26 protein-coding genes and 2 pseudogenes are annotated in these 21,482 nt (G+C 69.4%); 13 read left to right on the top strand and 15 right to left on the bottom strand.

Going from position 1 to position 21,482, the window contains the following annotated elements; all coding sequences use genetic code 11:
* Positions 1-4: 4 nt before the first annotated feature.
* Complete coding sequence (locus AC1DWC_RS03930) at positions 5-787, bottom strand: dioxygenase family protein (RefSeq protein ID WP_477906260.1); 783 nt, start codon at positions 785-787, stop codon at positions 5-7.
* Between the two features lie 160 nt (positions 788-947).
* Here AC1DWC_RS03930 and AC1DWC_RS03925 point away from each other — a divergent pair, with 160 nt between their 5' ends.
* The gene (locus AC1DWC_RS03925) at positions 948-1,421 is read left to right on the top strand and encodes a MarR family winged helix-turn-helix transcriptional regulator (protein ID WP_477906259.1); all 474 of its coding nucleotides are present in this window, start codon (positions 948-950) and stop codon (positions 1,419-1,421) included.
* 1 nt (position 1,422) lies between these two features.
* Here AC1DWC_RS03925 and AC1DWC_RS03920 read toward each other — a convergent pair whose 3' ends face one another.
* On the bottom strand, positions 1,423-1,602 hold the full coding sequence (locus AC1DWC_RS03920; RefSeq protein WP_072845660.1) for a tautomerase family protein: 180 nt from the start codon (positions 1,600-1,602) through the stop codon (positions 1,423-1,425).
* 689 nt (positions 1,603-2,291) lie between these two features.
* Here AC1DWC_RS03920 and AC1DWC_RS03915 point away from each other — a divergent pair.
* Genes AC1DWC_RS03915 through arsA form a run of 6 tightly spaced genes read left to right on the top strand, consistent with a single transcriptional unit; the run spans position 2,292 to position 6,840 of the window.
* The gene (locus AC1DWC_RS03915) at positions 2,292-2,678 is read left to right on the top strand and encodes an ArsR/SmtB family transcription factor (RefSeq protein ID WP_477906258.1); all 387 of its coding nucleotides are present in this window, start codon (positions 2,292-2,294) and stop codon (positions 2,676-2,678) included.
* Positions 2,675-3,754, top strand: coding sequence for an ACR3 family arsenite efflux transporter (gene arsB / locus AC1DWC_RS03910; protein ID WP_477906257.1), 1,080 nt, complete (start codon positions 2,675-2,677; stop codon positions 3,752-3,754). Before AC1DWC_RS03915 ends, arsB begins: the two co-directional genes overlap by 4 nt.
* Positions 3,755-3,783: 29 nt before the next feature.
* A complete protein-coding gene (locus AC1DWC_RS03905) occupies positions 3,784-4,194 on the top strand; it encodes an arsenate reductase ArsC (protein WP_477906256.1) in 411 nt (136 codons plus the stop codon).
* 16 nt (positions 4,195-4,210) lie between these two features.
* Entirely contained in the window at positions 4,211-4,648 is a 438-nt protein-coding gene (locus tag AC1DWC_RS03900; protein ID WP_477906255.1) for an arsenate-mycothiol transferase ArsC, read from the top strand.
* Positions 4,645-5,052, top strand: a complete 408-nt coding sequence (gene arsD, locus AC1DWC_RS03895; RefSeq protein ID WP_477906254.1) for an arsenite efflux transporter metallochaperone ArsD — start codon at positions 4,645-4,647, stop codon at positions 5,050-5,052. The genes AC1DWC_RS03900 and arsD overlap by 4 nt, the downstream gene beginning before the upstream one ends.
* 15 nt (positions 5,053-5,067) lie before the next feature.
* Entirely contained in the window at positions 5,068-6,840 is a 1,773-nt protein-coding gene (gene arsA / locus AC1DWC_RS03890; RefSeq protein WP_477906253.1) for an arsenical pump-driving ATPase, read from the top strand.
* Positions 6,841-7,027: 187 nt separating this feature from the next.
* Here the strand turns inward: arsA and AC1DWC_RS03885 are convergent.
* Positions 7,028-7,114, bottom strand: a pseudogene (locus tag AC1DWC_RS03885) (TetR/AcrR family transcriptional regulator); the annotation flags it as partial.
* A 57-nt stretch (positions 7,115-7,171) separates the two neighbouring features.
* Here AC1DWC_RS03885 and AC1DWC_RS03880 point away from each other — a divergent pair.
* The 3 genes and pseudogenes from AC1DWC_RS03880 to AC1DWC_RS03870 all read left to right on the top strand — a co-directional run.
* Positions 7,172-7,471, top strand: a pseudogene (locus tag AC1DWC_RS03880) (ArsR/SmtB family transcription factor); the annotation flags it as partial.
* An 18-nt stretch (positions 7,472-7,489) separates the two neighbouring features.
* Entirely contained in the window at positions 7,490-7,975 is a 486-nt protein-coding gene (locus tag AC1DWC_RS03875) for an SRPBCC family protein (RefSeq protein WP_477906346.1), read from the top strand.
* A gap of 102 nt (positions 7,976-8,077) precedes the next feature.
* Positions 8,078-9,364, top strand: coding sequence for an MFS transporter (locus tag AC1DWC_RS03870; protein ID WP_477906252.1), 1,287 nt, complete (start codon positions 8,078-8,080; stop codon positions 9,362-9,364).
* Between the two features lie 197 nt (positions 9,365-9,561).
* Here the strand turns inward: AC1DWC_RS03870 and AC1DWC_RS03865 are convergent, their stop codons facing one another.
* On the bottom strand, positions 9,562-9,882 hold the full coding sequence (locus AC1DWC_RS03865; RefSeq protein ID WP_477906251.1) for a DUF202 domain-containing protein: 321 nt from the start codon (positions 9,880-9,882) through the stop codon (positions 9,562-9,564).
* Positions 9,879-10,232: a YidH family protein gene (locus AC1DWC_RS03860; RefSeq protein ID WP_477906250.1), complete on the bottom strand. Its 354-nt coding sequence runs from the start codon at positions 10,230-10,232 to the stop codon at positions 9,879-9,881. The genes AC1DWC_RS03865 and AC1DWC_RS03860 overlap by 4 nt, the downstream gene beginning before the upstream one ends.
* Positions 10,233-10,420: 188 nt before the next feature.
* Between AC1DWC_RS03860 and AC1DWC_RS03855 the strand changes: the two genes are divergently transcribed.
* The 3 genes from AC1DWC_RS03855 to AC1DWC_RS03845 all read left to right on the top strand — a co-directional run bounded on the left by AC1DWC_RS03855 (position 10,421) and on the right by AC1DWC_RS03845 (position 13,980).
* Positions 10,421-11,623, top strand: a complete 1,203-nt coding sequence (locus AC1DWC_RS03855; protein ID WP_477906249.1) for a DUF1214 domain-containing protein — start codon at positions 10,421-10,423, stop codon at positions 11,621-11,623.
* 101 nt (positions 11,624-11,724) lie between these two features.
* The gene (locus tag AC1DWC_RS03850; RefSeq protein WP_477906248.1) at positions 11,725-13,203 is read left to right on the top strand and encodes an MFS transporter; all 1,479 of its coding nucleotides are present in this window, start codon (positions 11,725-11,727) and stop codon (positions 13,201-13,203) included.
* 117 nt (positions 13,204-13,320) lie between these two features.
* Positions 13,321-13,980, top strand: a complete 660-nt coding sequence (locus tag AC1DWC_RS03845; protein WP_477906247.1) for a TetR/AcrR family transcriptional regulator — start codon at positions 13,321-13,323, stop codon at positions 13,978-13,980.
* A 147-nt stretch (positions 13,981-14,127) separates the two neighbouring features.
* Here the strand turns inward: AC1DWC_RS03845 and AC1DWC_RS03840 are convergent, their stop codons facing one another.
* The 10 genes from AC1DWC_RS03840 to AC1DWC_RS03795 form a co-directional block, all read right to left on the bottom strand.
* On the bottom strand, positions 14,128-14,766 hold the full coding sequence (locus AC1DWC_RS03840) for a vitamin K epoxide reductase family protein (RefSeq protein WP_477906246.1): 639 nt from the start codon (positions 14,764-14,766) through the stop codon (positions 14,128-14,130).
* On the bottom strand, positions 14,741-15,394 hold the full coding sequence (locus AC1DWC_RS03835; protein ID WP_477906245.1) for a DsbA family protein: 654 nt from the start codon (positions 15,392-15,394) through the stop codon (positions 14,741-14,743). Before AC1DWC_RS03835 ends, AC1DWC_RS03840 begins: the two co-directional genes overlap by 26 nt.
* Before the next feature lie 140 nt (positions 15,395-15,534).
* Positions 15,535-16,623 carry an SMI1/KNR4 family protein gene (locus AC1DWC_RS03830; RefSeq protein WP_477906244.1) on the bottom strand — a complete coding sequence of 363 codons (1,089 nt, stop codon included), beginning with the start codon at positions 16,621-16,623 and terminating at the stop codon, positions 15,535-15,537.
* A gap of 173 nt (positions 16,624-16,796) precedes the next feature.
* The gene (gene hisI / locus AC1DWC_RS03825) at positions 16,797-17,141 is read right to left on the bottom strand and encodes a phosphoribosyl-AMP cyclohydrolase (protein ID WP_477906243.1); all 345 of its coding nucleotides are present in this window, start codon (positions 17,139-17,141) and stop codon (positions 16,797-16,799) included.
* Positions 17,138-17,911 (bottom strand): imidazole glycerol phosphate synthase subunit HisF, encoded by a 774-nt coding sequence (hisF, locus tag AC1DWC_RS03820; protein ID WP_477906242.1) that lies wholly within the window; start codon positions 17,909-17,911, stop codon positions 17,138-17,140. The genes hisI and hisF overlap by 4 nt, the downstream gene beginning before the upstream one ends.
* Before the next feature lie 6 nt (positions 17,912-17,917).
* Positions 17,918-18,718, bottom strand: coding sequence for an inositol monophosphatase family protein (locus AC1DWC_RS03815; protein WP_477906241.1), 801 nt, complete (start codon positions 18,716-18,718; stop codon positions 17,918-17,920).
* A 4-nt stretch (positions 18,719-18,722) separates the two neighbouring features.
* On the bottom strand, positions 18,723-19,457 hold the full coding sequence (priA, locus tag AC1DWC_RS03810; protein WP_477906240.1) for a bifunctional 1-(5-phosphoribosyl)-5-((5-phosphoribosylamino)methylideneamino)imidazole-4-carboxamide isomerase/phosphoribosylanthranilate isomerase PriA: 735 nt from the start codon (positions 19,455-19,457) through the stop codon (positions 18,723-18,725).
* A gap of 18 nt (positions 19,458-19,475) precedes the next feature.
* Complete coding sequence (locus AC1DWC_RS03805) at positions 19,476-19,730, bottom strand: hypothetical protein (protein WP_477906239.1); 255 nt, start codon at positions 19,728-19,730, stop codon at positions 19,476-19,478.
* Positions 19,727-20,356 carry an imidazole glycerol phosphate synthase subunit HisH gene (gene hisH, locus AC1DWC_RS03800; RefSeq protein ID WP_477906238.1) on the bottom strand — a complete coding sequence of 210 codons (630 nt, stop codon included), beginning with the start codon at positions 20,354-20,356 and terminating at the stop codon, positions 19,727-19,729. The genes AC1DWC_RS03805 and hisH overlap by 4 nt, the downstream gene beginning before the upstream one ends.
* The gene (locus AC1DWC_RS03795; protein ID WP_477906345.1) at positions 20,353-21,477 is read right to left on the bottom strand and encodes an MFS transporter; all 1,125 of its coding nucleotides are present in this window, start codon (positions 21,475-21,477) and stop codon (positions 20,353-20,355) included. Before AC1DWC_RS03795 ends, hisH begins: the two co-directional genes overlap by 4 nt.
* Positions 21,478-21,482 lie beyond the last annotated feature (5 nt).

The following is a 21,482-nucleotide window of genomic DNA, read 5'->3' as shown; positions in this document are numbered from 1 at the left end:
GCGCCTACGCGACCTGGAGCGAGCGCTTCGCCAGCCCCATCCAGAAGCCGTCGATCACCTGCGCCGGCACCTGTTCGGGGTTGCTCGACGCCCCGAGGGTGACGAACAGCGGCGCGAAGTGCTCGACGGTCGGGTGCGCGTACGGCATGCCGGGCGCCTTCGCCCGGAAGTCGACGAGCGCGTCGACGTCTGCGGCGGCAAGCCGTTCGCTCGCCCACGCGTCGAACTCCGAGGACCAGCCCGGCGCCTGCGCGTTCGGCGTCCAGTCCCGCAGGAACGGCAGTCCGTGGGTGGTGAAGCCCGAGCCGACGATCAGCACGCCCTGCTCGCGCAGCGGCCGCAGTCGCTCGCCGAGGTGCAGCAACCGCTGCGGGTCGAGGGTGGGCAGGGAGATCTGCAGGACCGGGATGTCGGCGTCGGGGTACATCACGGTCAGCGGGACGTAGGCGCCGTGGTCGAGCCCGCGGCTCGGCCGGTGGGTGACCGGTTCGTTGTCGGGCATCAGCGCGGCAACCTGACGGGCCAGGTCCGGTGCACCCGGCGACCGGTAGGTGACCCGGTAGTACTTCGGGTCGAAGCCGCCGAAGTCGTAGGTGAGCGGCGTCCCGGTGACGGTGGAGCCGATGGTGAGCGGCGCCGACTCCCAGTGCGCAGACACCACGAGGATGGCCGTCGGGCGGGGCAGGTCCCGCGCCCAGCCGCCGAGCTGCGAGACCCACAGCGCGTCGTCGACGAGCGGGGGTGCACCATGACTGAGGTACAGCGCCGGCATTGCCTGGTCCGTCATTGCGACTCCTTAGATTGAAGCTTCAACTAGCCTAAGGGTCAACGTCGGCAGGCGCCAGTTGTTCCCACCGGCCGGCACCACCGGACCTGTGCCGAACGCGAGTTCGGCACGAGGCATGGTTCGAGACGACACAGGATTCGAGATGACGCGGGGTTCGGACATGACACAGTGGTTGAGCAGCGAGCAGCAGGCCGCATGGCGCGAGCTGGTGACCGTGATGACGCGGATGCCCGCGGCGCTGGACACCCAGCTGCAGCGCGACTCCGGGCTCACGCATTTCGAGTACTTCGTGCTGTCCGCGCTCTCGGAGGCGCCCGAGCGCCGGCTCCAGCTCAGCGTCCTGGCCGCGCGGGCGAACGCGTCGCTCTCGCGGCTCTCGCACGTGGTGACCAAGCTGGAGAAGGCCGGCTGGGTGCGGCGCGAGAGCATCGTCGGCGCCCGCGGGTCGCTGGCCGTGCTCACCGACGCCGGGTACGACAAGGTGGTCGAGGCGGCGCCGGGCCACGTGGCGACCGTGCGGGCACTGCTCTTCGACGGACTCGACGACACTCAGGTACGCGAGTTGCTCGCACTGGGCACCGCAATGGTCACCCAGCTCGACAAGGGCATCGCCGGCGGCGCCGGCAAGGCCTGAGTCAGCCGAGCGGCACGCCGCCGACGCCCCAGTTCTCCCGCGGCACGTCCGTCAGCGTGACCCACACCTGGGCCGGGTTCTTCCCGGTGGCCTCGGCGTACGCCTTGGTGACGGCCTCGATGGTCGCGCGCTTCTGCTCGGCGGTCAGTCCGGGCGTCTGGCTGATCTGGATCAGTGGCATAAGAAGAACTGTGCCACAGTCCCATTCAGCGCTTCACAGCGTGAGGATACGTTCGATTTCGCGAGGCTGTGTCGACCACCCGCTCAGCGCTTCGATCTCGCTGCGCTGGTGATGGGTAGAGCAGAGAGTCGCGGTCACCGCGGCAGGCCGGAGTGGTGTTCACCCCGTGGTGGGCTGCGGCTGCCGCCAATGGTCGCTGTTGCGTCGACGCAACAGCGAAGCCCGTGACCGGCACAACGCGGCGGACATTCGCCAGCTTCGCCCGTGACTGTCCTCCACAAGTCTCCGCCAGTGCGTCCATTCTTGATCTCCTCCGTCTGATCTGATGCCCATCCCCACGGAACAACGAGTCACCATGACCAACCCCAACGAGTTCGAATCCCCGGCGACGGATCGAACGGACGCAACATCCCAGGCTGCGGCGCCCACGTGTTGCAGCACCGAGTTCCGGACGGTGAGGGCGGCGAGCTCGTTGCGGGGGAACGACCTGTGGCCGCGGGAAGCAGACGCGGCACCAACCGGACGTAGACAACCATGCCGACGACCTCGACGAGCGCCTGGGTGACCACGACGACCGCGGCGACCGCCAGTTGGTCGGGCAGGACTAGAGCAAGGGGCAGCACGAGAAACACCCGCGGCAGCTCGGATGTTCGTTTGCGCCCTGAATCGACACCTGTCAATATCGAAGCATGTCGAATCAAGTGGTACCGGAGAGCGGTGTGTGCTGCTCGCCGCTGGTGCGTGAACCATTGACCGAGGACTGGGCCGGTGACCTGGCCCGGATGTTCAAGGCGCTCGGCGACCCGGTGCGGCTGCGCCTGCTGAGCCTGGTGGCAAGCCACGCCGGCGGCGAGGCCTGCGTCTGCGACATCTCCGAGTCCTTCGACCTGTCACAGCCGACCATCTCCCATCACCTCAAGGTGCTGCGCGAGGCCGGACTGCTCGCCTGCGAGCGCCGCGGTACCTGGGTCTACTACTGGGTGATCCCCTCTGCGCTGCAGCAGCTCTCGGCGGTGCTGATCACCGAGAGCGCACCCGCCGTCCCGTCCGAAGCGTGCGTGGAGGCAACGGCGTGAGCGAGACGACCACCACCGAGCACCCCGCCGTTGTCGGCAAGCTCTCGACCCTCGACCGCTACCTGCCCGTCTGGATCGGCGCCGCGATGGTCGCCGGCCTGCTGCTCGGCCGCTGGATTCCCGGTCTGAACACCGCGATCGAGAAGGTGCAGATCGACGGCATCTCGCTGCCGATCGCGCTGGGGCTGTTGATCATGATGTACCCGGTGCTGGCGAAGGTCCGCTACGACCGCCTCGACACCGTCACCGGCGACCGCAAGCTCCTGATCAGCTCCCTGGTGCTGAACTGGGTGCTTGGGCCTGCGCTGATGTTCGCCCTCGCCTGGATCTTCCTGCCCGATCTGCCCGAGTACCGGACCGGGCTGATCATCGTCGGCCTGGCCCGCTGCATCGCGATGGTGATCATCTGGAACGACCTCGCCTGCGGCGACCGCGAGGCCGCGGCCGTGCTGGTCGCGATCAACTCGGTGTTCCAGGTGATCATGTTCGCCGTCCTCGGCTGGTTCTACCTCTCGGTCCTGCCGGGCTGGCTCGGCCTGGAGCAGACGACGATCGACACGTCGCCGTGGCAGATCGCGAAGTCGGTGCTGATCTTCCTCGGCATCCCACTGCTCGCCGGATTCCTCTCCCGCCGCTACGGCGAGAAGGCCAGGGGCCGCGAGTGGTACGAGTCCAAGTTCCTGCCGAAGATCGGGCCGTGGGCACTGTACGGGCTGCTGTTCACGATCGTCGTGCTCTTCTCGCTGCAGGGTGACCAGATCACCTCCGAGCCCCTCGACGTCGTCCGCATCGCGATCCCGCTGCTGGTGTACTTCGCGGTGATGTGGGGCGGCGGCTACGCTCTCGGCGCCGCGCTGGGGCTCGGCTACGAACGCACCACCACCCTCGCGTTCACCGCGGCGGGCAACAACTTCGAGCTCGCCATCGCCGTCGCCATCGCCACCTACGGCGCCGCGTCCGGACAGGCACTCGCCGGGGTGGTCGGCCCGCTCATCGAGGTCCCGGTCCTGGTCGGCCTCGTCTACGTCTCCCTGGCACTGCGCAAGCGCTTCACCAGCACCCCCGTACCCGCCTGACCGACTTTCCCTCCCCGAAAGGACCGTTCATGTCCACGACACCGAGCGTGTTGTTCGTCTGCGTCCACAACGCCGGCCGCTCCCAGATGGCCGCCGGGTTCCTCGCCCACCTCGCCGGAGATTCGATCGAGGTCCGCTCCGCCGGCAGCGCACCCGCGGAGACGATCAACTCCGCCGCGGTGGAGGCGATGGCCGAGGCCGGCATCGACATCTCCGCTCAGTCACCGAAGATCCTCACCCTCGACGCCGTCGAGTCCTCCACGGTGGTCATCACCATGGGTTGCGGCGACGCCTGCCCCGTCTTCCCCGGAGTCAGCTACCGCGACTGGGCTCTCGAAGATCCCGCAGGCAAGGGCGTCGAGGCGGTCCGGCCGATCCGTGACGAGATCCGCTCCCGCGTCGAAGCCCTGATCGCCGAACTCGCCCCCGCGACCGCCTGACCCGAGGAACCCTTCGATGACCCGGCCCTCAGTCCTGTTCGTGTGCGTCAAGAACGGCGGCAAGTCGCAGATGGCTGCGGGCCTGATGCGCAAGGCCTCCGGTAACCGCGTCGAGGTGTACTCGGCCGGAACGGAACCCGGCACCGCAGTCAATGCCCTCTCCGCCGAATCCCTGCTCGAGGTAGGCGTCGACGTCACCGACGAGACCCCGACGCTCATCGACCCGCAGCTCGTGCGGGATGTCGACGTCGTGGTCACCCTCGGCCGCGAGGCGCACGTCGAACCGGTGCCCGGAACCCTGTTCGAGAACTGGGACACCGCCGAACCGTCCGAACGCGGGATCGACGGTATCGACCGCATGCGCCTCGTGCGCGACGACATCGCCGCCCGCGTCACCGACCTCGCAGCCCGCCTCCAGAACGAGTCGGCCGCCGAACAACAGGAGATCCTTTGAGCACCATCGAAGTATTCGAACCCGCCCTGTGCTGCAACACCGGCGTCTGCGGAGACGACGTCGACCAGGCGCTTCTCACGTTTTCCGCTGACATGGACTGGCTCCGATCCCAGGGCGGCGACATCGCCCGGTTCAACCTGGCCAGCGAGCCGATGGCCTTCGCGCAGCGTGACTCGGTCGCGGCGTTCCTCAAGCTGTCCGGCTCCGAGGGGCTGCCTTTGGTCCTCGTCGACGGCGTCACCGCGGTCACCGGCCGCTACCCGGGCCGGGCCCAGCTCGCGAAATGGGCCGGAATCGACACCCCCGTCGCTGCGCCGACCGGGATCACGATGCTCGGCCTGACCGAGACCGGCGATGCCGGCTCCTGCTGCGGCGACGACGCCGCGAACTCGAACTGCTGCTGAAAAGGACCGTCTGACATGAAGTTTCTCGACGACCCGCCCCGCTTCCTGTTCTTCACCGGTAAGGGCGGGGTCGGGAAGACTTCCATCGCCTGCGCCTCGGCGATCACCCTCGCCCGCGCCGGCCGCAAGGTTCTGCTCGTCAGCACCGATCCGGCCTCGAACGTCGGACAGGTGTTCGGCCTGACCATCGGCAACACCATCACCGCGGTCCCGGCCGTCGCGGGGCTGTCCGCGCTCGAGATCGACCCGGAACAGGCCGCCGACGCCTACCGTGAACGCATCGTCGGCCCGGTCCGCGGTCTGCTGCCCGACGCCGAGGTCGCCTCGATCACCGAACAGCTCTCCGGGTCGTGCACCACCGAGATCGCCTCGTTCAACGAGTTCACCGCGCTGCTCACCGACGCCGACGGCGTCACGGCAGGGTTCGACCACGTCCTGTTCGACACCGCCCCGACCGGCCACACCATCCGTCTGCTCCAGCTCCCCGGATCGTGGACCGACTTCCTCGACGACGGCAAGGGCGACGCCTCCTGTCTCGGACCGCTCGCCGGGCTCGAGAAGCAGCGCACCATCTACGCCGATGCTGTCGCCGCTCTCGCCGACCCGAACCGCACCCGCCTGGTCCTGGTCACCCGTGCACAGCGGGCGCCGATCGCCGAGATCGCCCGCACCCACACCGAACTCGCCGACATCGGGCTCACCCACCAGTACGTCGTCGTCAACGGTGTCCTACCCACCCCTGATGGGCGCGATGTACTCGAAACTGCGATCCACCGCCGCGAACAGTCCGTCCTCGACGCGCTGCCGGCGAGCCTTCGGATGCTGCCCGTCGACGAGGTCGAACTCAAGCCCACCAACATGGTCGGCGTCGCGGCACTCGACTCCCTCTTCAACGCGGACTCCGCGGCGGCGGACGAAACCCCGACTCCGAGCGCCGAGGGGCTCGAGGTGGCCGATGCGCCGCTGTCGAGGTTGGTCGACGAGCTCGCCGCCGGCGACCACGGTCTCATCATGTGCATGGGCAAGGGCGGGGTCGGCAAGACCACCGTGGCCGCCGCGATCGCCGTTGCCCTTGCTCAGCGTGGCCACCGGGTGCACCTGACCACGACCGACCCCGCCGCACACCTTGCCGACACCCTCGACGGCAGCGTCGACGGCCTCGAGGTTTCGCGCATCGACCCCGCCGAGGCCACCGCACAGTACCGCGACCGCGTCCTGACGACAAAGGGCGCTGCCCTGGACGAGCAGGGCCGCGCAAGCCTCGCCGAGGACCTGAAGTCCCCGTGCACCGAGGAAGTCGCTGTCTTTCAGGCCTTCTCGCGGGTGATCCACGAATCGCGACGCAAGTTCGTCGTCGTCGACACCGCACCGACCGGGCACACCCTGCTCCTGCTCGACGCCACCGGCTCCTACCACCGCGAAATCGCCAGGCAGATGGGCGAGAACACGAACTTCACCACGCCCCTGATGCGACTGCAGAACCCGCAGGAGACCAAGGTCATCCTGGTCACCCTCGCCGAAACCACTCCCCGCCTCGAAGCCGCCGGCCTACAAGCTGACCTCGAACGCGCCGGAATTCACCCGTGGGCCTGGGTGGTCAACAACTCTCTCGCCGCCGCCCACCCGACCTCTGCACTGCTCGAGCGCCGCGCCGCAGCCGAAGTCAGTGAACTGGCCGCCATTGCCGATCACACGAACAGGTATGCGGTTGTCCCGGCACTCGCCAAGGAGCCCGTGGGAGCCGCGACGCTGAACGCGCTGAGCGTCGTGGGCGCCGCTGTCGAGTGAGCTTCCCGGGGTCCTACGCAGGCCGGCCCCGGCCGTTGTGCCACGAGCCGCGGGGGCCGCAGCCCGTCCACGGGGTCACGGTCAATGACCGGTCATACACAAGCGCCAGTGGCATAAGAAGAACTGTGCCACAGTCTTATTCAGCGCTTCACATCCCGGGCTCACGTTCGATTTCGCGAGACGATGTCGAGGCCAGGTTCGCCCCGAATGCCCGGGCGATGTCGCGTGAGGACGTCTGCGCGCAGCCGCGGTCCGGGAGGCATTCGAGCGCACCTCACAAGGGTTTGCGGCCTCTTGACAACCACTCTTCGTAAGCGAAAACTTACCGTTCGTAGACACTTACCAAGCTGGAGACGAATGGGGCGCGCTCGCCGATCGAACGAGACGCACGATCCTCGAGCGCCTGGCCGAGGGACCGTGCGCGGTCGGTGAACTCGCCCGCGAGCTGCCGATCAGCAGACCGGCGGTCTCGCAACACCTGAAGGTGCTCAAGGACGCCGGGCTGGTCCGCGACCGGGCCGTCGGCACACGCCGCATCTACCACCTCGACCCGGCCGGCATCGGCGTGCTGCGCACGCAGCTCGACCGGTTCTGGGCACAGGCCCTGACCGCCTACAAGGACGCGGTCGAACAACCCGCAGGAGTGGTCATGACACAGACACACGCCGAACCGGTGCAACAGCAGATCGTGGTGAACGCAGGGCTCGAGCACGCGTTCACGCTGTTCGTCGAGCGATTCGATGCGATCAAGCCGCGTGAGCACAACATCATGGCGGTCCCGATCGCCGAGACCGTGTTCGAACCGAGAGCGGGCGGCCACATCTACGACCGCGGTGTGGACGGCAGCGAATGCCGGTGGGCACGGGTGCTCGCCTACGAGCCGCCGGACCGGGTGGTGTTCAGTTGGGACATCAACGGGCACTGGCAGATCGAGACCGACCCGGACAAGACCAGCGAGGTGGAGGTGCGGTTCATCGCCGAATCCGCCGATCGCACCCGAGTCGAGCTCGAGCACCGCAACCTGGAGCGGCACGGCGAGGGTTGGGAAGCCGTCCGCGACGGCGTCGGGCACGACGCCGGGTGGCCGCTCTACCTGCAGCGTTACAGCGACGCCGTCGAAGGCGAGCAGCACTGACAGCGCCGATCACGACCAGCATCGACGTCGACCGCTCACCCGGGCACGTGTTCGCCGAGCGCTGTGCGGGCCCACCACCCCCCCGAACCTCCGAGGTGATCGATGAGTTCGCAGCAGATCCCGCAGCAGCGCCGCACGCTGGCGGTCCTGGTCGCCGCCCAGGTGCTCAGCGGCGCCGGGCTCGCCGCCGGCATCACGGTCGGGGCACTGCTGGCGCAGGACATGCTCGAGACCACCAGCCTCGCCGGGCTGCCCAGCGCCATGTTCACCATCGGCTCCGCCGCAGCCGCGGTCATCGTCGGACGCATCTCCCAGCGCCTCGGCCGCCGGACGGGACTGGCCCTCGGTTACGCGGCCGGCTCCCTGGGCAGCCTCGGCGTGGTGGCGGCCGCCGTCCTCGACAACGTCGCCCTGCTGTTCCTCGCCCTGTTCGTCTACGGCGCGGGCACCGCGACCAACCTGCAAGCCCGCTACGCCGGAGCGGATCTGGCGAGCGCGCACCACCGAGGCCGGGCGGTGAGCACGGTTCTGGTGGCCACCACCGTCGGTGCAGTCGTCGGCCCGAACCTGGTGACCGCGATGGGCGATCTGGCCACCCGGTGGGGCATCCCGGCGTTGTCCGGGCCGTTCGTGCTCTCCGCCGCCGCCTACGCCCTCGCAGCGCTCGTGCTCTGGGTGCTGCTGCGACCGGACCCGCTCCTGCTGGCGCGGACCCTGGCCGCCGCCGACACCGCCGCCCCGGCCGCCGGCGAGACCGCCCCGGCGGCGGCGCGGACCTGGTCCCCGGCCGTAGTTCTCGGGGCCACCGTGATGGTGGTGACCCAGCTGGTGATGGTCGCGATCATGACGATGACCCCGATCCACATGCAGCACCACGGTCACAGCATCGGCGCGGCCGGGATGGTCATCGCCGTCCACGTCGGCGCCATGTACCTACCGTCCCCGGTGTCCGGGCTGCTCGTCGACCGCTTCGGACCCCGGCCGGTCGCCGGCGCCTCGGCGCTCACCCTGCTCGCCGCCGGCGTCACCGCGGCCACGGTGCCCGCGTCGTCGGTGGCCGGCCTTGCTCTTGCTCTCGGCCTGCTCGGCCTCGGCTGGAACCTCGGTCTGGTCAGCGGCACCACGATCATCACCGACGAAGTCCCACTGTCCACCCGGGCCCGCACCCAGGGCACGGTCGATCTGTGTATCGCCGTCGCCGGTGCCGGCGGCGGCCTGACCTCCGGGATGATCGTCGCGGCCACCGACTACACCGTCCTCGCCGTCACCGGCGGGGTGATCGCGCTGAGCATCGTGCCCGCCCTGGCCCTGTCGGCCAGAGTGAAGGCGAAGACCGGATCAGCACCAGCACCGGCGAACGAAACGGTCACCGACGGCGCGCCACGGTAGTCGGCGCACGCGACCTTCGGGTGGCCGCAGGCCCATCGAGGCGATCGTGGCCGGCGACGTGAGGGCCTCGAGAGGCTCGGCGCCGTCAGGGGCGGCGATCCACTGGGGTATCAGCCGCGACCTGGACAGTCGTCAGCCCGTTCTCGACCTCGTGCCGCGACCCGTGCCACCGGGCCGATCGGGTTCCTGAGCCGAACTCATCGCGGCACGCCGGCAATCACGACGCCGACCGACAGCGCAGCACACAGGATTGCCACGGAAACAACGGCGACCGCCCGCGGGTTCTCGCTGACGTCGTCGCGCCGCCGGCGTGCCCTCACCAGGCTGACGACCACGACGACCAAGCTCGCGCAGGCGGCGAAGGCGAACGGCAAGGCCGCGAGGCCCCACTCACGGCCCGCCGCTCCATGCACGACGACCACGGCTGCAACAGCGGTGGCGGACAACGCAGTTCGGCGCCAGGCAAGTGCCGTTCGTTCCACCTGGAGACCACGGTCACTCGATGCTTGCGCACTCATGAGAACACGACCGCCGCGCCTGCCAGCGCCGCGACGGCGAATGTCCCGGCGGCCAGGACGCGGATGAGGCCGAAATTCGGCAGCGGCGCCTCGCGGCGCATCGCCTTCTGGACCGCGCGCCAGTGCGAGAACGCACCGCCGGCAAGCGCGATGGAGAGGCCGATGCAGCTCAGCGCGAGAGCCATGCGCGCGCCCGGATTGTGGAACCCGACGGCGAGCTGATCGACGGCCACGCCGCCGGCGAGCAGCCCCAGCGAGGTGCGTATCCACGCCAGAAACGTCCGTTCGTTGGCAAGCGTGAATCGGTAGTCAGGTTCGCGTTCCTCGGTACCCGCTTCTTCCGGCGACACCGTGACTCCTTCTCTCGACTCCCCCGACAAGGGCCTCTACCTGGGCCTTCGCCAGGTACCAGGAATCTCTCCCTGCCGGTCCGCGGAGGCGGACAAGGGGGTTGACAATGACGTTTTCAACTCTGAGTATTGCATTTGCGCTCGGGGGTTCCGAGTGAGAGGCATCACAGAAACATGGAGGAGGCAGCATGACGGAACGCGTGGAGTCGGTTCGCTCGGGCGCCCTGTTCGATCAGGTGGGCGAGGCATGGCGTCAGTTCGGGCGCACCATCGTCTTCGACGACCCGAACACCGATACGCCCCTGCTGCGGGCGGAGGGCCTGCGCTTCGCCACTCGGTACCTGGCGGCGGGCGCCCTCCTGAGCATGGAACTGGCCGATCCCAGCTATCCGGAGTTCGGCCGCTGGGCCGACACCACCTGCAGCTGGGGCATCGACAACCCCGACGTGATCTACACCCTCGCCGCGGTCAGCGGTGACCGCACCTACCGGATCCACGGCGACCGGGGAACTGCCCACTACTTCGACATTCAGGTCCACTCCCCGCACTTCTGCGAGGCACCCGACTACCGGATCAACTCGAACATCGACAGTCGCACCCTGACAGCCGGAAGCGACGGCACGTTCGAGTTGCTCCTCGGCCCCGAGCGGCCGGCCGGCTACACCGGAAACTGGTTGACGATCGACGCCGAGGCGGGCTCGCTGTGCGTTCGACAGGTGTTCAGCGACTGGGCGACCGAACGCCCGGCCAACCTGGTGATCGAGTGCGTGGACGCCGTCTACCCGCCGCCCGCACCGCTGTCGGAGGCCGATGTCGAGGCGCGTGCCCAGCGCCTTGTCCGCTGGCTGGACAAGGCCGGGGCGTACTGGGACCACATGTGCAAGCTGTCCCTGAATGCTCCCGCGAATTCCCTGACGTTCACCCCGCTGAGTGACAGCGCGTGGGGTGGCTTCCAGAACCAGGCCTACGGCATGGGCAGTTTCCAGTGCGCGCCCGACGAAGCCGTGATCCTCGAGTTCGAGCCGCCGAAGTGCCACTACTGGAGCTTCGGTACCGGGAACTGGTACTGGGAGACCGTCAACTGGTTCTCTCGCCAGTCCTCACTCAATCATTCCCAGGCCCGGCTCGACGAGGACGGCGTCTTCCGCGCGGTCATCTCCCACCAGGACCCGGGTGTACCGAACTGGCTGGACACCGGCGGGCACACCCACGGCACCATCAACGGCCGCCTACTGCTGACCGACAGCGTGCCGAATCCGACCATGCGGCTCGTGCCCCTGGCGGACGTGCGCAAGTACCTGCCCTCGGAAACGCCGACCGTGACCCCTGCCGAGCGCACGGAGCAGATTCGGCTCCGCCGCCGGTCCGCACATCTACGCAACAGTCACTAGTACCGACTGCCTCCGGGATCCCCCCAACCGAAGAACTGCGCGAACCTACACGCCCCTGACAGATCGGGTTATCGGGTCCGCTTTACTGGATCGAGATCGACATGACTGAGACCACGACCAACAGACCTCCCCCACAACCCGGCGACGATCCGCCGATCAGTCGGCAGCAGCGCTGGCGATACGGTGCGGCGCTTGCGCTCATCGTGCTCATCTCTGAGCTCGCGCCGATGGAAATCACCCTGGTGTATCCGGCAATTCCACACATGACACAGGATTTCCGCACCCTGCATCTCGGCTGGGTCCTGACGATTGTGAGTTTGGTCGCCGTTGTCAGCTTGCCGCTGGTCGGCAAACTCGCCGACACCTACGGCAAGAAGCGGGTGCTGTTGATCCTGGCCACGCTCTTCTCCGTCGGCTCCCTCATCTGCGCGACCGCGGACTCGTTCCCGATGCTGCTGGCCGGCCGGGCGCTCCAGGGAACCGCGGGCGGAATGGTCGCGGTGGCCTATGCGCTCGTCCGCGACACCTTCCCGCGTCGGTGGGTCCCGGTCGCACTCGGCACCGTGGCCGCCGGAATCGGCGTCAGCTCGCTCGCGTCGCCGTTCGTCGCCGGCTGGTTCATCGACAACCACGGCTGGCAGTCGTTGTTCTGGTTCATGCTGGGCTACGCCGTGCTGCTGATCCCGGTGGTGGCGGTGCTCGTGCCCGAGTCCTCACTGCGACAGCATCAGCGCCTGGATCTACTCGGAGTCGCACTGCTCGGCTCGGGGGTCGGGATGGCCCTGGTCGGAATCAGTCAGGGACCCAAATGGGGATGGGTCAGCAGCGGGACGCTCGTGACCCTGATCGGCGCCGCCGGGCTGCTCATCGCGTTCGTCGCCTGGGAGCTACGCGTCACGTCGCCCGCCATCGACCTCCGACTGCTGGCCGGCGGTGCGCTGCGTTCCACCCTGGTGGCGTACCTGTTCATCGGGTTCATGATCGCCGGGTACGGGCTCCTCATGCCACAGCTGCTGCAGACCCCGGCCCAGGTCGGGATCACGTACGGCGTGGGGCTGACGGCGACAGCACTCGCGTTGTGGACCTTTCCCACCGGCTTGCTCACCATGGTCTGCGGACCCCTCGGCGGCGCCGTTGCGCGCCGGAGAGGCGCCCGGCTGACACTCATCGGTGCCGTCTGCGCGATGATCACCGGCCTGGTAGCCGCCGCGGCGCTGCCCGAACATCGTTGGCAGGTCATGGCGATCTCCGCGGTCTTCGGCATCGGAATGGGGCTGTACTACGCGTCCGGACCGAACCTGGTGATGGACGCTGTGCCTGCCGAGCAGAGTGCGGTGGGCGCGGCCATGCTCGGGGTGGTCGCCCAGCTCGGCAATGCGATCGCGGTGACCGTCCTCAGCGTCGTCATGGCACAGAACATCGCGAGCCAAAACCCCAAAACGGGACGAATCACTTACACGGACACGGCATTCCAGCATTCCTTCATCCTCGCGGCGGTGGTCGGCCTCGCAGGCCTCGCTGTCGCTGTGCGAATGCGGCACGGCCGAGCCCCCGCGACGGGGGGTGCCGAACCGCGCTGAGCAGCGTCCGGCGAAGATTCCCCGCCAGCAATTCGCCGCCGCTCCTCGCGGCATACCGGTATAGCTATCCTCGACTTCGAGAACGGTAATTTCGCCACAACCATGAGGACAGACACGGTGACTTCCGCAGACCAGGGTGCTGTCAACCCCATCGCCACCGCCGCCGTCGATCGACTGTTCGGCCGGCAGCGCGACGAATACCTCACGGAGGCGCAGCGCCTCATTGACGCCTGCAGCAGCCTCATCGCCGAAACCGGTCAAGTGGATCCGCCCGTCGCCGCAATCCTCGAGCGAGCGGGTCTCGCAACGCGCGCGTTCTACCGGCTCTTCAACTCGAAGGAAGCGCTGATCATCGCCGTTCTGCAAGACGGCACCACCGCGAGGACCCGCTACGCGGTCGAACAGATGTCCGCGGCCAGCACACCGCTCGACCGTGTCGACGCATGGGTGCGAGCGATCGTCCTCCCGTACACCCGGGATGCGACGCAGGGGTATCGAGCAATCCTGCTCCACACATATCGGTGGGAAATGATGTTCCCCGACGAACTCGCAGCGATGCGCGCGCAACTCCTGCAGCCACTTGTTCAAGCAATTGCCGACCTCCGCGACGACGACGACCCGAGAACCGCTCAAACCGCGGCCGAGATCATCTACGACTCGTTCTTCGGTGTCGCCTGCCGCGCGGAGGCACAAAAGCGACTGGTCGGTCCCGACGAGGTCGCGGCGCTCACCCGGATGGCCGCACTCATCACCACTTCATTCACCACTACGGGCTGAACTGCTGTCACCACCCCAATACGCGCCCGGCCACCGACGGTCTCGCCCCTCACGAGCCGGCGCCGGGTCGCTGAAATGGCACAGGCGCGCGGTCCGCCGGCCCCCCTCCCGGMCCGCGCGCCTGTGCTGACTGCGCGACTTGCCGGGCTACAACAGACTGGACCAGTACGGCCAGAACCGGTGAGCGATCAGGCCGAAGAGGATCAGGAACCACACCGTCACCGGCACCAGGTGGCTTCCGCCCGCGAACACCCTGTCGGCACGCACCTGTCCACCGAGCGTGCCGTGGAACAGGTTGCGCAGCGTGACGTACCAGAAGATCGGGACGGTCACCGCCCACACGACCATGCAGTACGGGCACAGGGCACCGATGACGTAGAGACTCTGCACGATCAGCCAGTGCACGAACACGACCGCCGCGCTCACCCCCGCCTGCAGGCCCAGCCAGTACCAGCGGGCGAAGCGGGCACCGGCGAGCAGCCCGGCTCCCGTGGCCGCGACCACCGAGAACCCGGCGATGCCGAGCAGCGAGTTGGGAAACCCGAACACCGACGCCTGCGTGGTCTCCATCACCGAGCCGCAGTTGAGGACCGGGTTCAGGCTGCAGGTGGGGATGTAGCTCGCGTCCGCGACGAGCGCGAACTTCTCGACCGTGAGCGCGAACGAGGCGAGCGCACCGACGAGCCCGCCGATCAGCAGCAGCCAGGGCAGCGACCGCTCGAAAGGTGCGCCGTCGGGTGACTCGGCGACGGTGGGCGCCTCAGCCGAGTGCGGCGTCGAGCGCATCGACGAGGTCCTGGTGGTACGAGGCGTCGACCCGCTGGCCGTCGACGAAGAACGTCGGGGTGCCCCGCACCCCGAGCAGCTCGCCGTCGGCGACGTCGGCGGCGACCCGCGCCGCGGTCGCGGGGTCGGCGTAGGCGGCGTCGAAGGCCACCAGGTCCAGCCCCAGGTCGGCGGCGAAGCCCCGGAAGACGTCGTCCTTCGGGATCCGCTGCTCGCCCCACTCGGTCTGCGTCTCGAACATCCGCTGATACATCTGCTCGAACTTGCCCTGCTGCGCCGCGGCCTCCACGGCCCGCGCCGCCCGCTCGCCGTTGAAGTGCCCGGGCATCGGGAAGTGGCGCACCACGAAGCTCACCCGGTCGCCGTACTCGGCGCGCAGCTCCTCGATCGACGAGTGCGCCGCCGCACAGGCCTCGCACTCGAAGTCGAGGAACTCCACGAACGTCACGCTGCCGTCCGGCGCCGAGGAGAGCCGGTGACTGTCCGGGCGCACCACCGTCGCGGCGTCGACACCACCGCCGGCACTGTCTTCGCCCCCGGTGTCCGAGCGGCCGACCAGCAGCACCGCCGCGAGCCCCAGGACGAAGACCACGACCAACGCCAGCGAGATCCTGACGCCGCGGGTCATCGGTCCACCCGTGGCGTCGGGTGCGATGAAACAGACAAACGAGGCGAAGCGGGCATGGGCGCCATGCTAGCGAGCACTGAGCTTCTCGACGCACTCGGGCCGATTGACGACGGTGAACACGTCCGCGATCCCGTCACCCCTCACGGCATCCCTGCAGTGGCACGCAGGACCCGGAGAACCTGCGTCGCATACTCCGCGGCGACCCGGTACCCGCCGTCGGCGGCGGCGATGATGTTCCCGCGTTCCACCTTCGCGTCCCACCAGTCCCGCAGGAACCCTTCCGCGAACCCTCCAGTGCAGAATCCGTACGGGTCGGCGACGAACGATGTGGTGATCATGAGGGTGTAGCAGGGCCGCTCGTAGTCGTCCTGCCCCTCGGCCCGGTTCGCGAAGTCCTCGAACGACGTTGCGGTGGTCAGGTGTGAGTAGAGCCAGAACAGGACGTCGTACATCAGCCACGAGTCGCCGTCCGCGTGGAGCGCGAAAAACCCCTTCTCCGTGACGATCCGCTCGGCGAGAGCGCGGATCAGCACCCCGCCGTCCGGCAGACCCGCCGCCTCCAGGGCGCGGCGGAGGATCGGCGAGAACGTACCGTGCCGCACTGTCGCGAGATCGGCCTGCAACGTCTCCTCCGCGTCGTCGAACTCGTCCTCGCCCACCAGGCCGCGGACGAAGGTCGCGAAGTCGGGCGCGACCACGGTGATGCGGTAGTCGAACTCCTGGTCGACGTGGACGACCCGAGGCTCGCCGTGCGGGCCGCAGGCACGGTAGTCGAGCATGATCTGCTCGTGCCCGGCGCTCGGGGTGTCGGCGACACCGACGCCGATGTCCGGGTACCCCCACTCGTCCCGCAGGAACGTCGAGCCGAGCTCCCCGCACAGCGACCACGTCGCGGTACGGCCGATCGCATACAGACCGCTGATCTGGATGTGGTCCTCGGCCCAGCTCGTCGACGTGTCCATCGGAAAGCAGGGTCGCGCGACCATTCCGCCGTTGTGCATCCGAGCCAACTCCACGTAGGAGTCCGGGAGCCGGTACCCGCCCAACTCCGCCTCGATCGACGCGATCAGCTCGTCGGTCGGCGCGGCCTCGACGTAGTTCTCCCGCGAGTACTCGCCGTCGTCCCAGAAGCCCTCGAAGTCGACGCCGTCGAAATGCCCTGTGGTGCGCGTGAACCCGTCGGCCCGACGGCCGTCCGGTCCGGCAGAACTGACGTCCTTCACACTCACGCGGGTGTCCTTTCAGGCTCGGCGGACCGAGCCGGTACGAGTCGCCATGCGCCGCGGTTCGGGTCGAGCACCAGGCGGAGCGCGCCGAGCGAGTCGGCGCGTGCGCTGTAGAAGGCGTTCGTCCCGGATGCAGGCGGGCGCCGAGCGAGGGTGCGAGTATCGCCGCCTGGACGTCAGGGGCGGGCGAGCAGCACGTCGGTGTCGAAGCAGGTGTGCGTGCCGGTGTGGCAGGCCGCGCCCTCCTGGTCGACGATCAGCAGCACGCTGTCGCCGTCGCAGTCGAGGCGCACCTCGTGCACGTACTGGGTGTGCCCGGAGGTCTCCCCCTTGACCCAGTACTGCTGGCGCGAACGCGAGTAGTACGTACCCTTACGGGTTTCCAGCGTGCGGGCCAGCGCCTCGTCGTCCATCCACGCCACCATCAGCACGTCGCCGGTGGCGCGTTCCTGGGCGACGGCACTGAACAGGCCGGCGTCGTTTCGCTTGAGCCGCGAGGCAATCGCGGGATCCAGACTCATCGGACGGTGATCCCCTCTCCGCGCATGGCGGTCTTGACCTCGGCGATGGTCAGGTCGCCGAAGTGGAACACGCTGGCCGCGAGCACCGCGTCCGCGCCGGCCTGCACGGCGGGCGCGAAGTGCTCCACCGCGCCGGCGCCGCCGCTGGCGATCACCGGGACGTGCACGGCCGCGCGCACGGCGCGGATCATCCGCAGGTCGAACCCGACCTTGGTGCCGTCGGCGTCCATCGAGTTCAGCAGGATCTCCCCCACGCCGAGCTCGGCGCCGCGCTGCGCCCACTCGACGGCGTCGATCCCGGTGCCGCGGCGACCGCCGTGGGTGGTCACCTCCCAGCCCGACGGCGTGGGCGGCTGGCCCTCGGGCACGGTGCGGGCGTCGACCGAGAGCACGATGCACTGCGAGCCGAACCGGGCGCTGAGCTCGCGAAGCAGCTCCGGCCGCGCGAGCGCGGCGGTGTTGACGCTGACCTTGTCCGCGCCCGCGCGCAGCAGCCGGTCCACGTCCTGCTCCGTCCGCACGCCGCCGCCGACGGTGAGCGGGATGAACACCTGCTCGGCGGTGCGGGTGACCACGTCGAGCATGGTCCCGCGCTCGGAGGTGGACGCCGTCACGTCCAGGAACGTCAGCTCGTCGGCACCCTGCGCGTCGTACGCCGCCGCCAGCTCCACGGGATCGCCTGCGTCACGCAGGTTCTCGAAGTTGACGCCCTTCACCACGCGGCCCGCGTCCACGTCCAGACACGGGATGACCCGCACCGCCACCGTCATCGTTCGTCAGCCTTCCTTCACCGTTCGCAAGATCTCGAGTACTTCGTCGTGCACGCCCGGAGCCGCCGCCAGCACCGAGCCGGAACCCAGATGCCAGGGCGCGCCGTCCAGGTCGGTCACCACCCCGCCGGCCGCCCGCACCAGCGCCACCCCGGGCGCGTTGTCCCACGGGTGGTACCCGTAGACCACCGCGGCCCCGAGCACTCCGGCCGCCACGAACGCCAGGTCCACCCCGGTGCTGCCGTGCACCCGGATCCGGCGCGAGGTGCGGCTGAGCTGTTCGAGCACGTCCGCCCGCAGCCGGCCCGGGATGGGTCCGCGCCCGTCCACGTTGAACGCGCCGAGCCCGACCAGCGAGTCGGTCAGCCGTGCCGGTTCCAGTCTCGCGACCGGGATTCCGTTGCACAAGACCGGGCCGTCCGCGGTGGCTGCATAGCGGCGGCCGAGCATCGGCAGCCAGGTCAGCCCCAGCACCGGGACCCCGTCGCGCAGCAGCGCCAGCAGGATGCCCGCGGTCGGCAGACCCGACGAGTAGTTCAGGGTGCCGTCGATGGGGTCGACCACCCAGACGGTGCCGGTCGCCAGTTCCGGGCCGCCGAACTCCTCGCCGTGCACCGGGATACCGGTCCGCTCGGTCAGTTCGGCGACGATGCGCTGTTCGAGCTCGAGGTCCAGGGCCGTGGCGAAGTCGCGCGGCCCCTTGTCGACCGCGCTCGGTGCCCCCACCCCGGCGACGAACCGCTCGCTGACCCCGTCCAGGACGGCGGAGGCGACCGCGAGCAGCTCGTCGAGCCGAGCGGGGGTCACCGGACTAACCGGCGACCGCGGCGAGGGCCTCGGGCAGCGTGAACCGGCCCGCGTACAGCGCCTTGCCGATGATCGCACCCTCCACACCCTGACTGGTCAGAGCGGCGATCGCGATGACGTCGTCGAGCACGGAGATGCCGCCCGAGGCGACGACCGGGGCGTCTGTGACCGCGCACACCTGCGCGAGCAGGTCCAGGTTCGGGCCGGTCAGGGTGCCGTCCTTGGAGACGTCGGTGACGACGTAACGGGCGCATCCCTCGCGGTCGAGGCGGGCGAGGGTCTCGAACAGGTCGCCGCCCTCGGTCACCCAGCCGCGGCCGCGCAGCTGGTAACCGCCGTCGGTGTGCCGCACGTCGAGCCCGACGGCGATCTTGTCGCCGTACCGGGCGATGGCGCTCGCGCACCACTCGGGGTTCTCGATGGCGGCGGTGCCGAGGTTGACGCGACCGCAGCCCGTGGCCAGGGCGGCCTCGAGGGTCTCGTCGTCACGGATGCCGCCGGACAGCTCCACCTTGACGTCGAGCTCGCCGATCACGTCGACGAGCAGGTCGCGGTTGGATCCGCGGCCGAAGGCGGCGTCGAGGTCCACCAGGTGCACCCACTCGGCACCGGCGTTCTGCCAGGCGAGGGCGGCGTCGCGGGGCGAGCCGTAATTGGTCTCGCTGCCTGCCTCCCCCTGAACGAGGCGGACGGCTTGTCCGTCGACGACATCAACAGCAGGCAAAAGGACCAGGCTCACTGCGCCAACCCTAGTGCGTCACGCCGACGGGCCGGTCCCCGGGTCGTCGTCGGCTTCGTCGAGGGCGCGGCGGGTGAGCCGGGTGGACACCAGGCCCATCGCGGCGATGGCGCCGACGACCCCTACCAGCACGATGACCAGCCCGATTCCCGGTCCCGGCCGCAGCACCGCGACCAGGATCGTCGCCACCAGCAGGACGGTGGCCGCGCTGCCGAGCGAGAGCAGCGCGAGCCACCCGAACGAGAGCCCGCGACCGCCCCGCGGCGCACTCACAGACTGCGGACCCAGTTCTCCAGGAGTGTGGCGCCGGCGTCCCCGGACTTCTCGGGGTGGAACTGGGTGGCCGAGAGCGCGCCGTTCTCGACTGCGGCCAGGAACCGTCCGCCGTGGTCGGCCCAGGTGAGCTTCGGCGCGGCGATCACCTCCGGGACGTCCATCTCCCACTTCTGTACCGCGTACGAATGCACGAAGTAGAAGCGGGTGTCGGCGTCGATGCCGGCGAACAACACACTGTCCGCGGGCGCCTCGAGGGTGTTCCAGCCCATGTGCGGGAGCACGTCGGCCTGCAGGCGCTCGACGGTTCCGGGCCATTCCCCGCAGCCCTCGACGTCGACACCGTGCTCGACGCCCCGCTCGAAGAGGATCTGCATGCCGACGCAGATGCCGAGGACCGGCCGGCCGCCCGCGAGGCGCTGGCCGATGATCCGCTCGCCGCGGACCGCGTGCAGGCCCTCCATGCAGGCGCCGAACGCGCCGACGCCGGGCACCAGCAGGCCGTCGGCGGCCAGGGCAACCTTCGGGTCGGAGGTCACCTCGACGTCCGCGCCGACGCGGGCGAGGGCCCGCTGCGCGGAGTGGAGGTTGCCGGAGCCGTAGTCGAGGAGGGCGACGGAGGTCATGGCTCGACTCTATCGGCCCGCGGCGCCGCTTGAATCGTCCGGCCCAGCACGACCGGAATCACCGCCACGATGCCGGCGGCGGCGACCGCGAACACCCACGGGTAGCCCGCAATCCCGGCGACCACGCCGAGCACGAGCGCGCCGATCCCGGTGCCCGCGTCGTAGCTGATGTTCCAGGCCGCACTCGCCGCACCGAAACGGGCCGGACCGGCCGCCGCGAACAGCGTCACCAGCGCCTCGTTCTGGACCGCGCCGAACCCGATGCCGAAGGCCACGGACCCGGCGAGCAGCAGCGGCACCCGGCCGCCGTCCTGAACCCCGAGCGCAAACAGCGCGGCGCCGAGCGCGCCACAGGCCAAGGCAGGCACCATGATCCGGCCCAGGCCGATCCGGTCGACCAGCACCCCGGCGCCGTAACGTCCCACCAGGATGGCGCCGCTGACCACCGCGAGCGCGACACCCGCGATCGCCGCCCGGTCCCCGACCGCGATCGGCAGCAGGCTCGACACCCCGCCGTACGCGGACGCCACCATCAGCATCGCCAGGCACGGCGCCAGCAGCACGCTCACGGGCAGGCGACGCACCCCGCCGGGCCCGCCGTGGGCCCGCGGGATCGACGGCAACGCCACGACGGCGACGATCGACAGCAACGGCACCAGCGCGCCGAGCACGAACACCACCGACTCGTGGCCGCCGCCGAACAGCGCCAGACCGAGTGGCAGCGCGACCATCTGGGACGCGGACACGGCGATGCCCTGGGCGCCGGTGGCCCGGCCGAGCAGTCGTTTCGGCGCGAGCTCCGCGATCAGCGCGCTCCCCGCCACCGTCACCAGGCCGAACCCGACCCCGCGCACCGCGGAGATCGCCAGTGCGGGAACCGGATCGGTGGAGAGCAGGAACGCCAGCGCCGGCGCCCCGAGCAGCAGGCAGCCGACGGCGAGCACCCAGCGGTGCCCCCAGGTCCGCAGCAGCGCGGGCACCGCCAACTGGGTGAGCACCGTGGTGGCCATGAAGATCGCGGTGCTCGCCCCGGCCAGGGCGTCCGAGCCACCCGAGCGCGAGATCGCCAACGGCACCACCGGCAACAGCAACGACCAGCCGCCGAAGGTGGTGGCGCCCATCAGCA

The organism is Rhodococcus sp. P4_C10, assembly GCF_056402135.1.
Note: the sequence above shows the minus strand (reverse complement) of the source record. Positions and strands in the feature narration are given on the sequence as shown.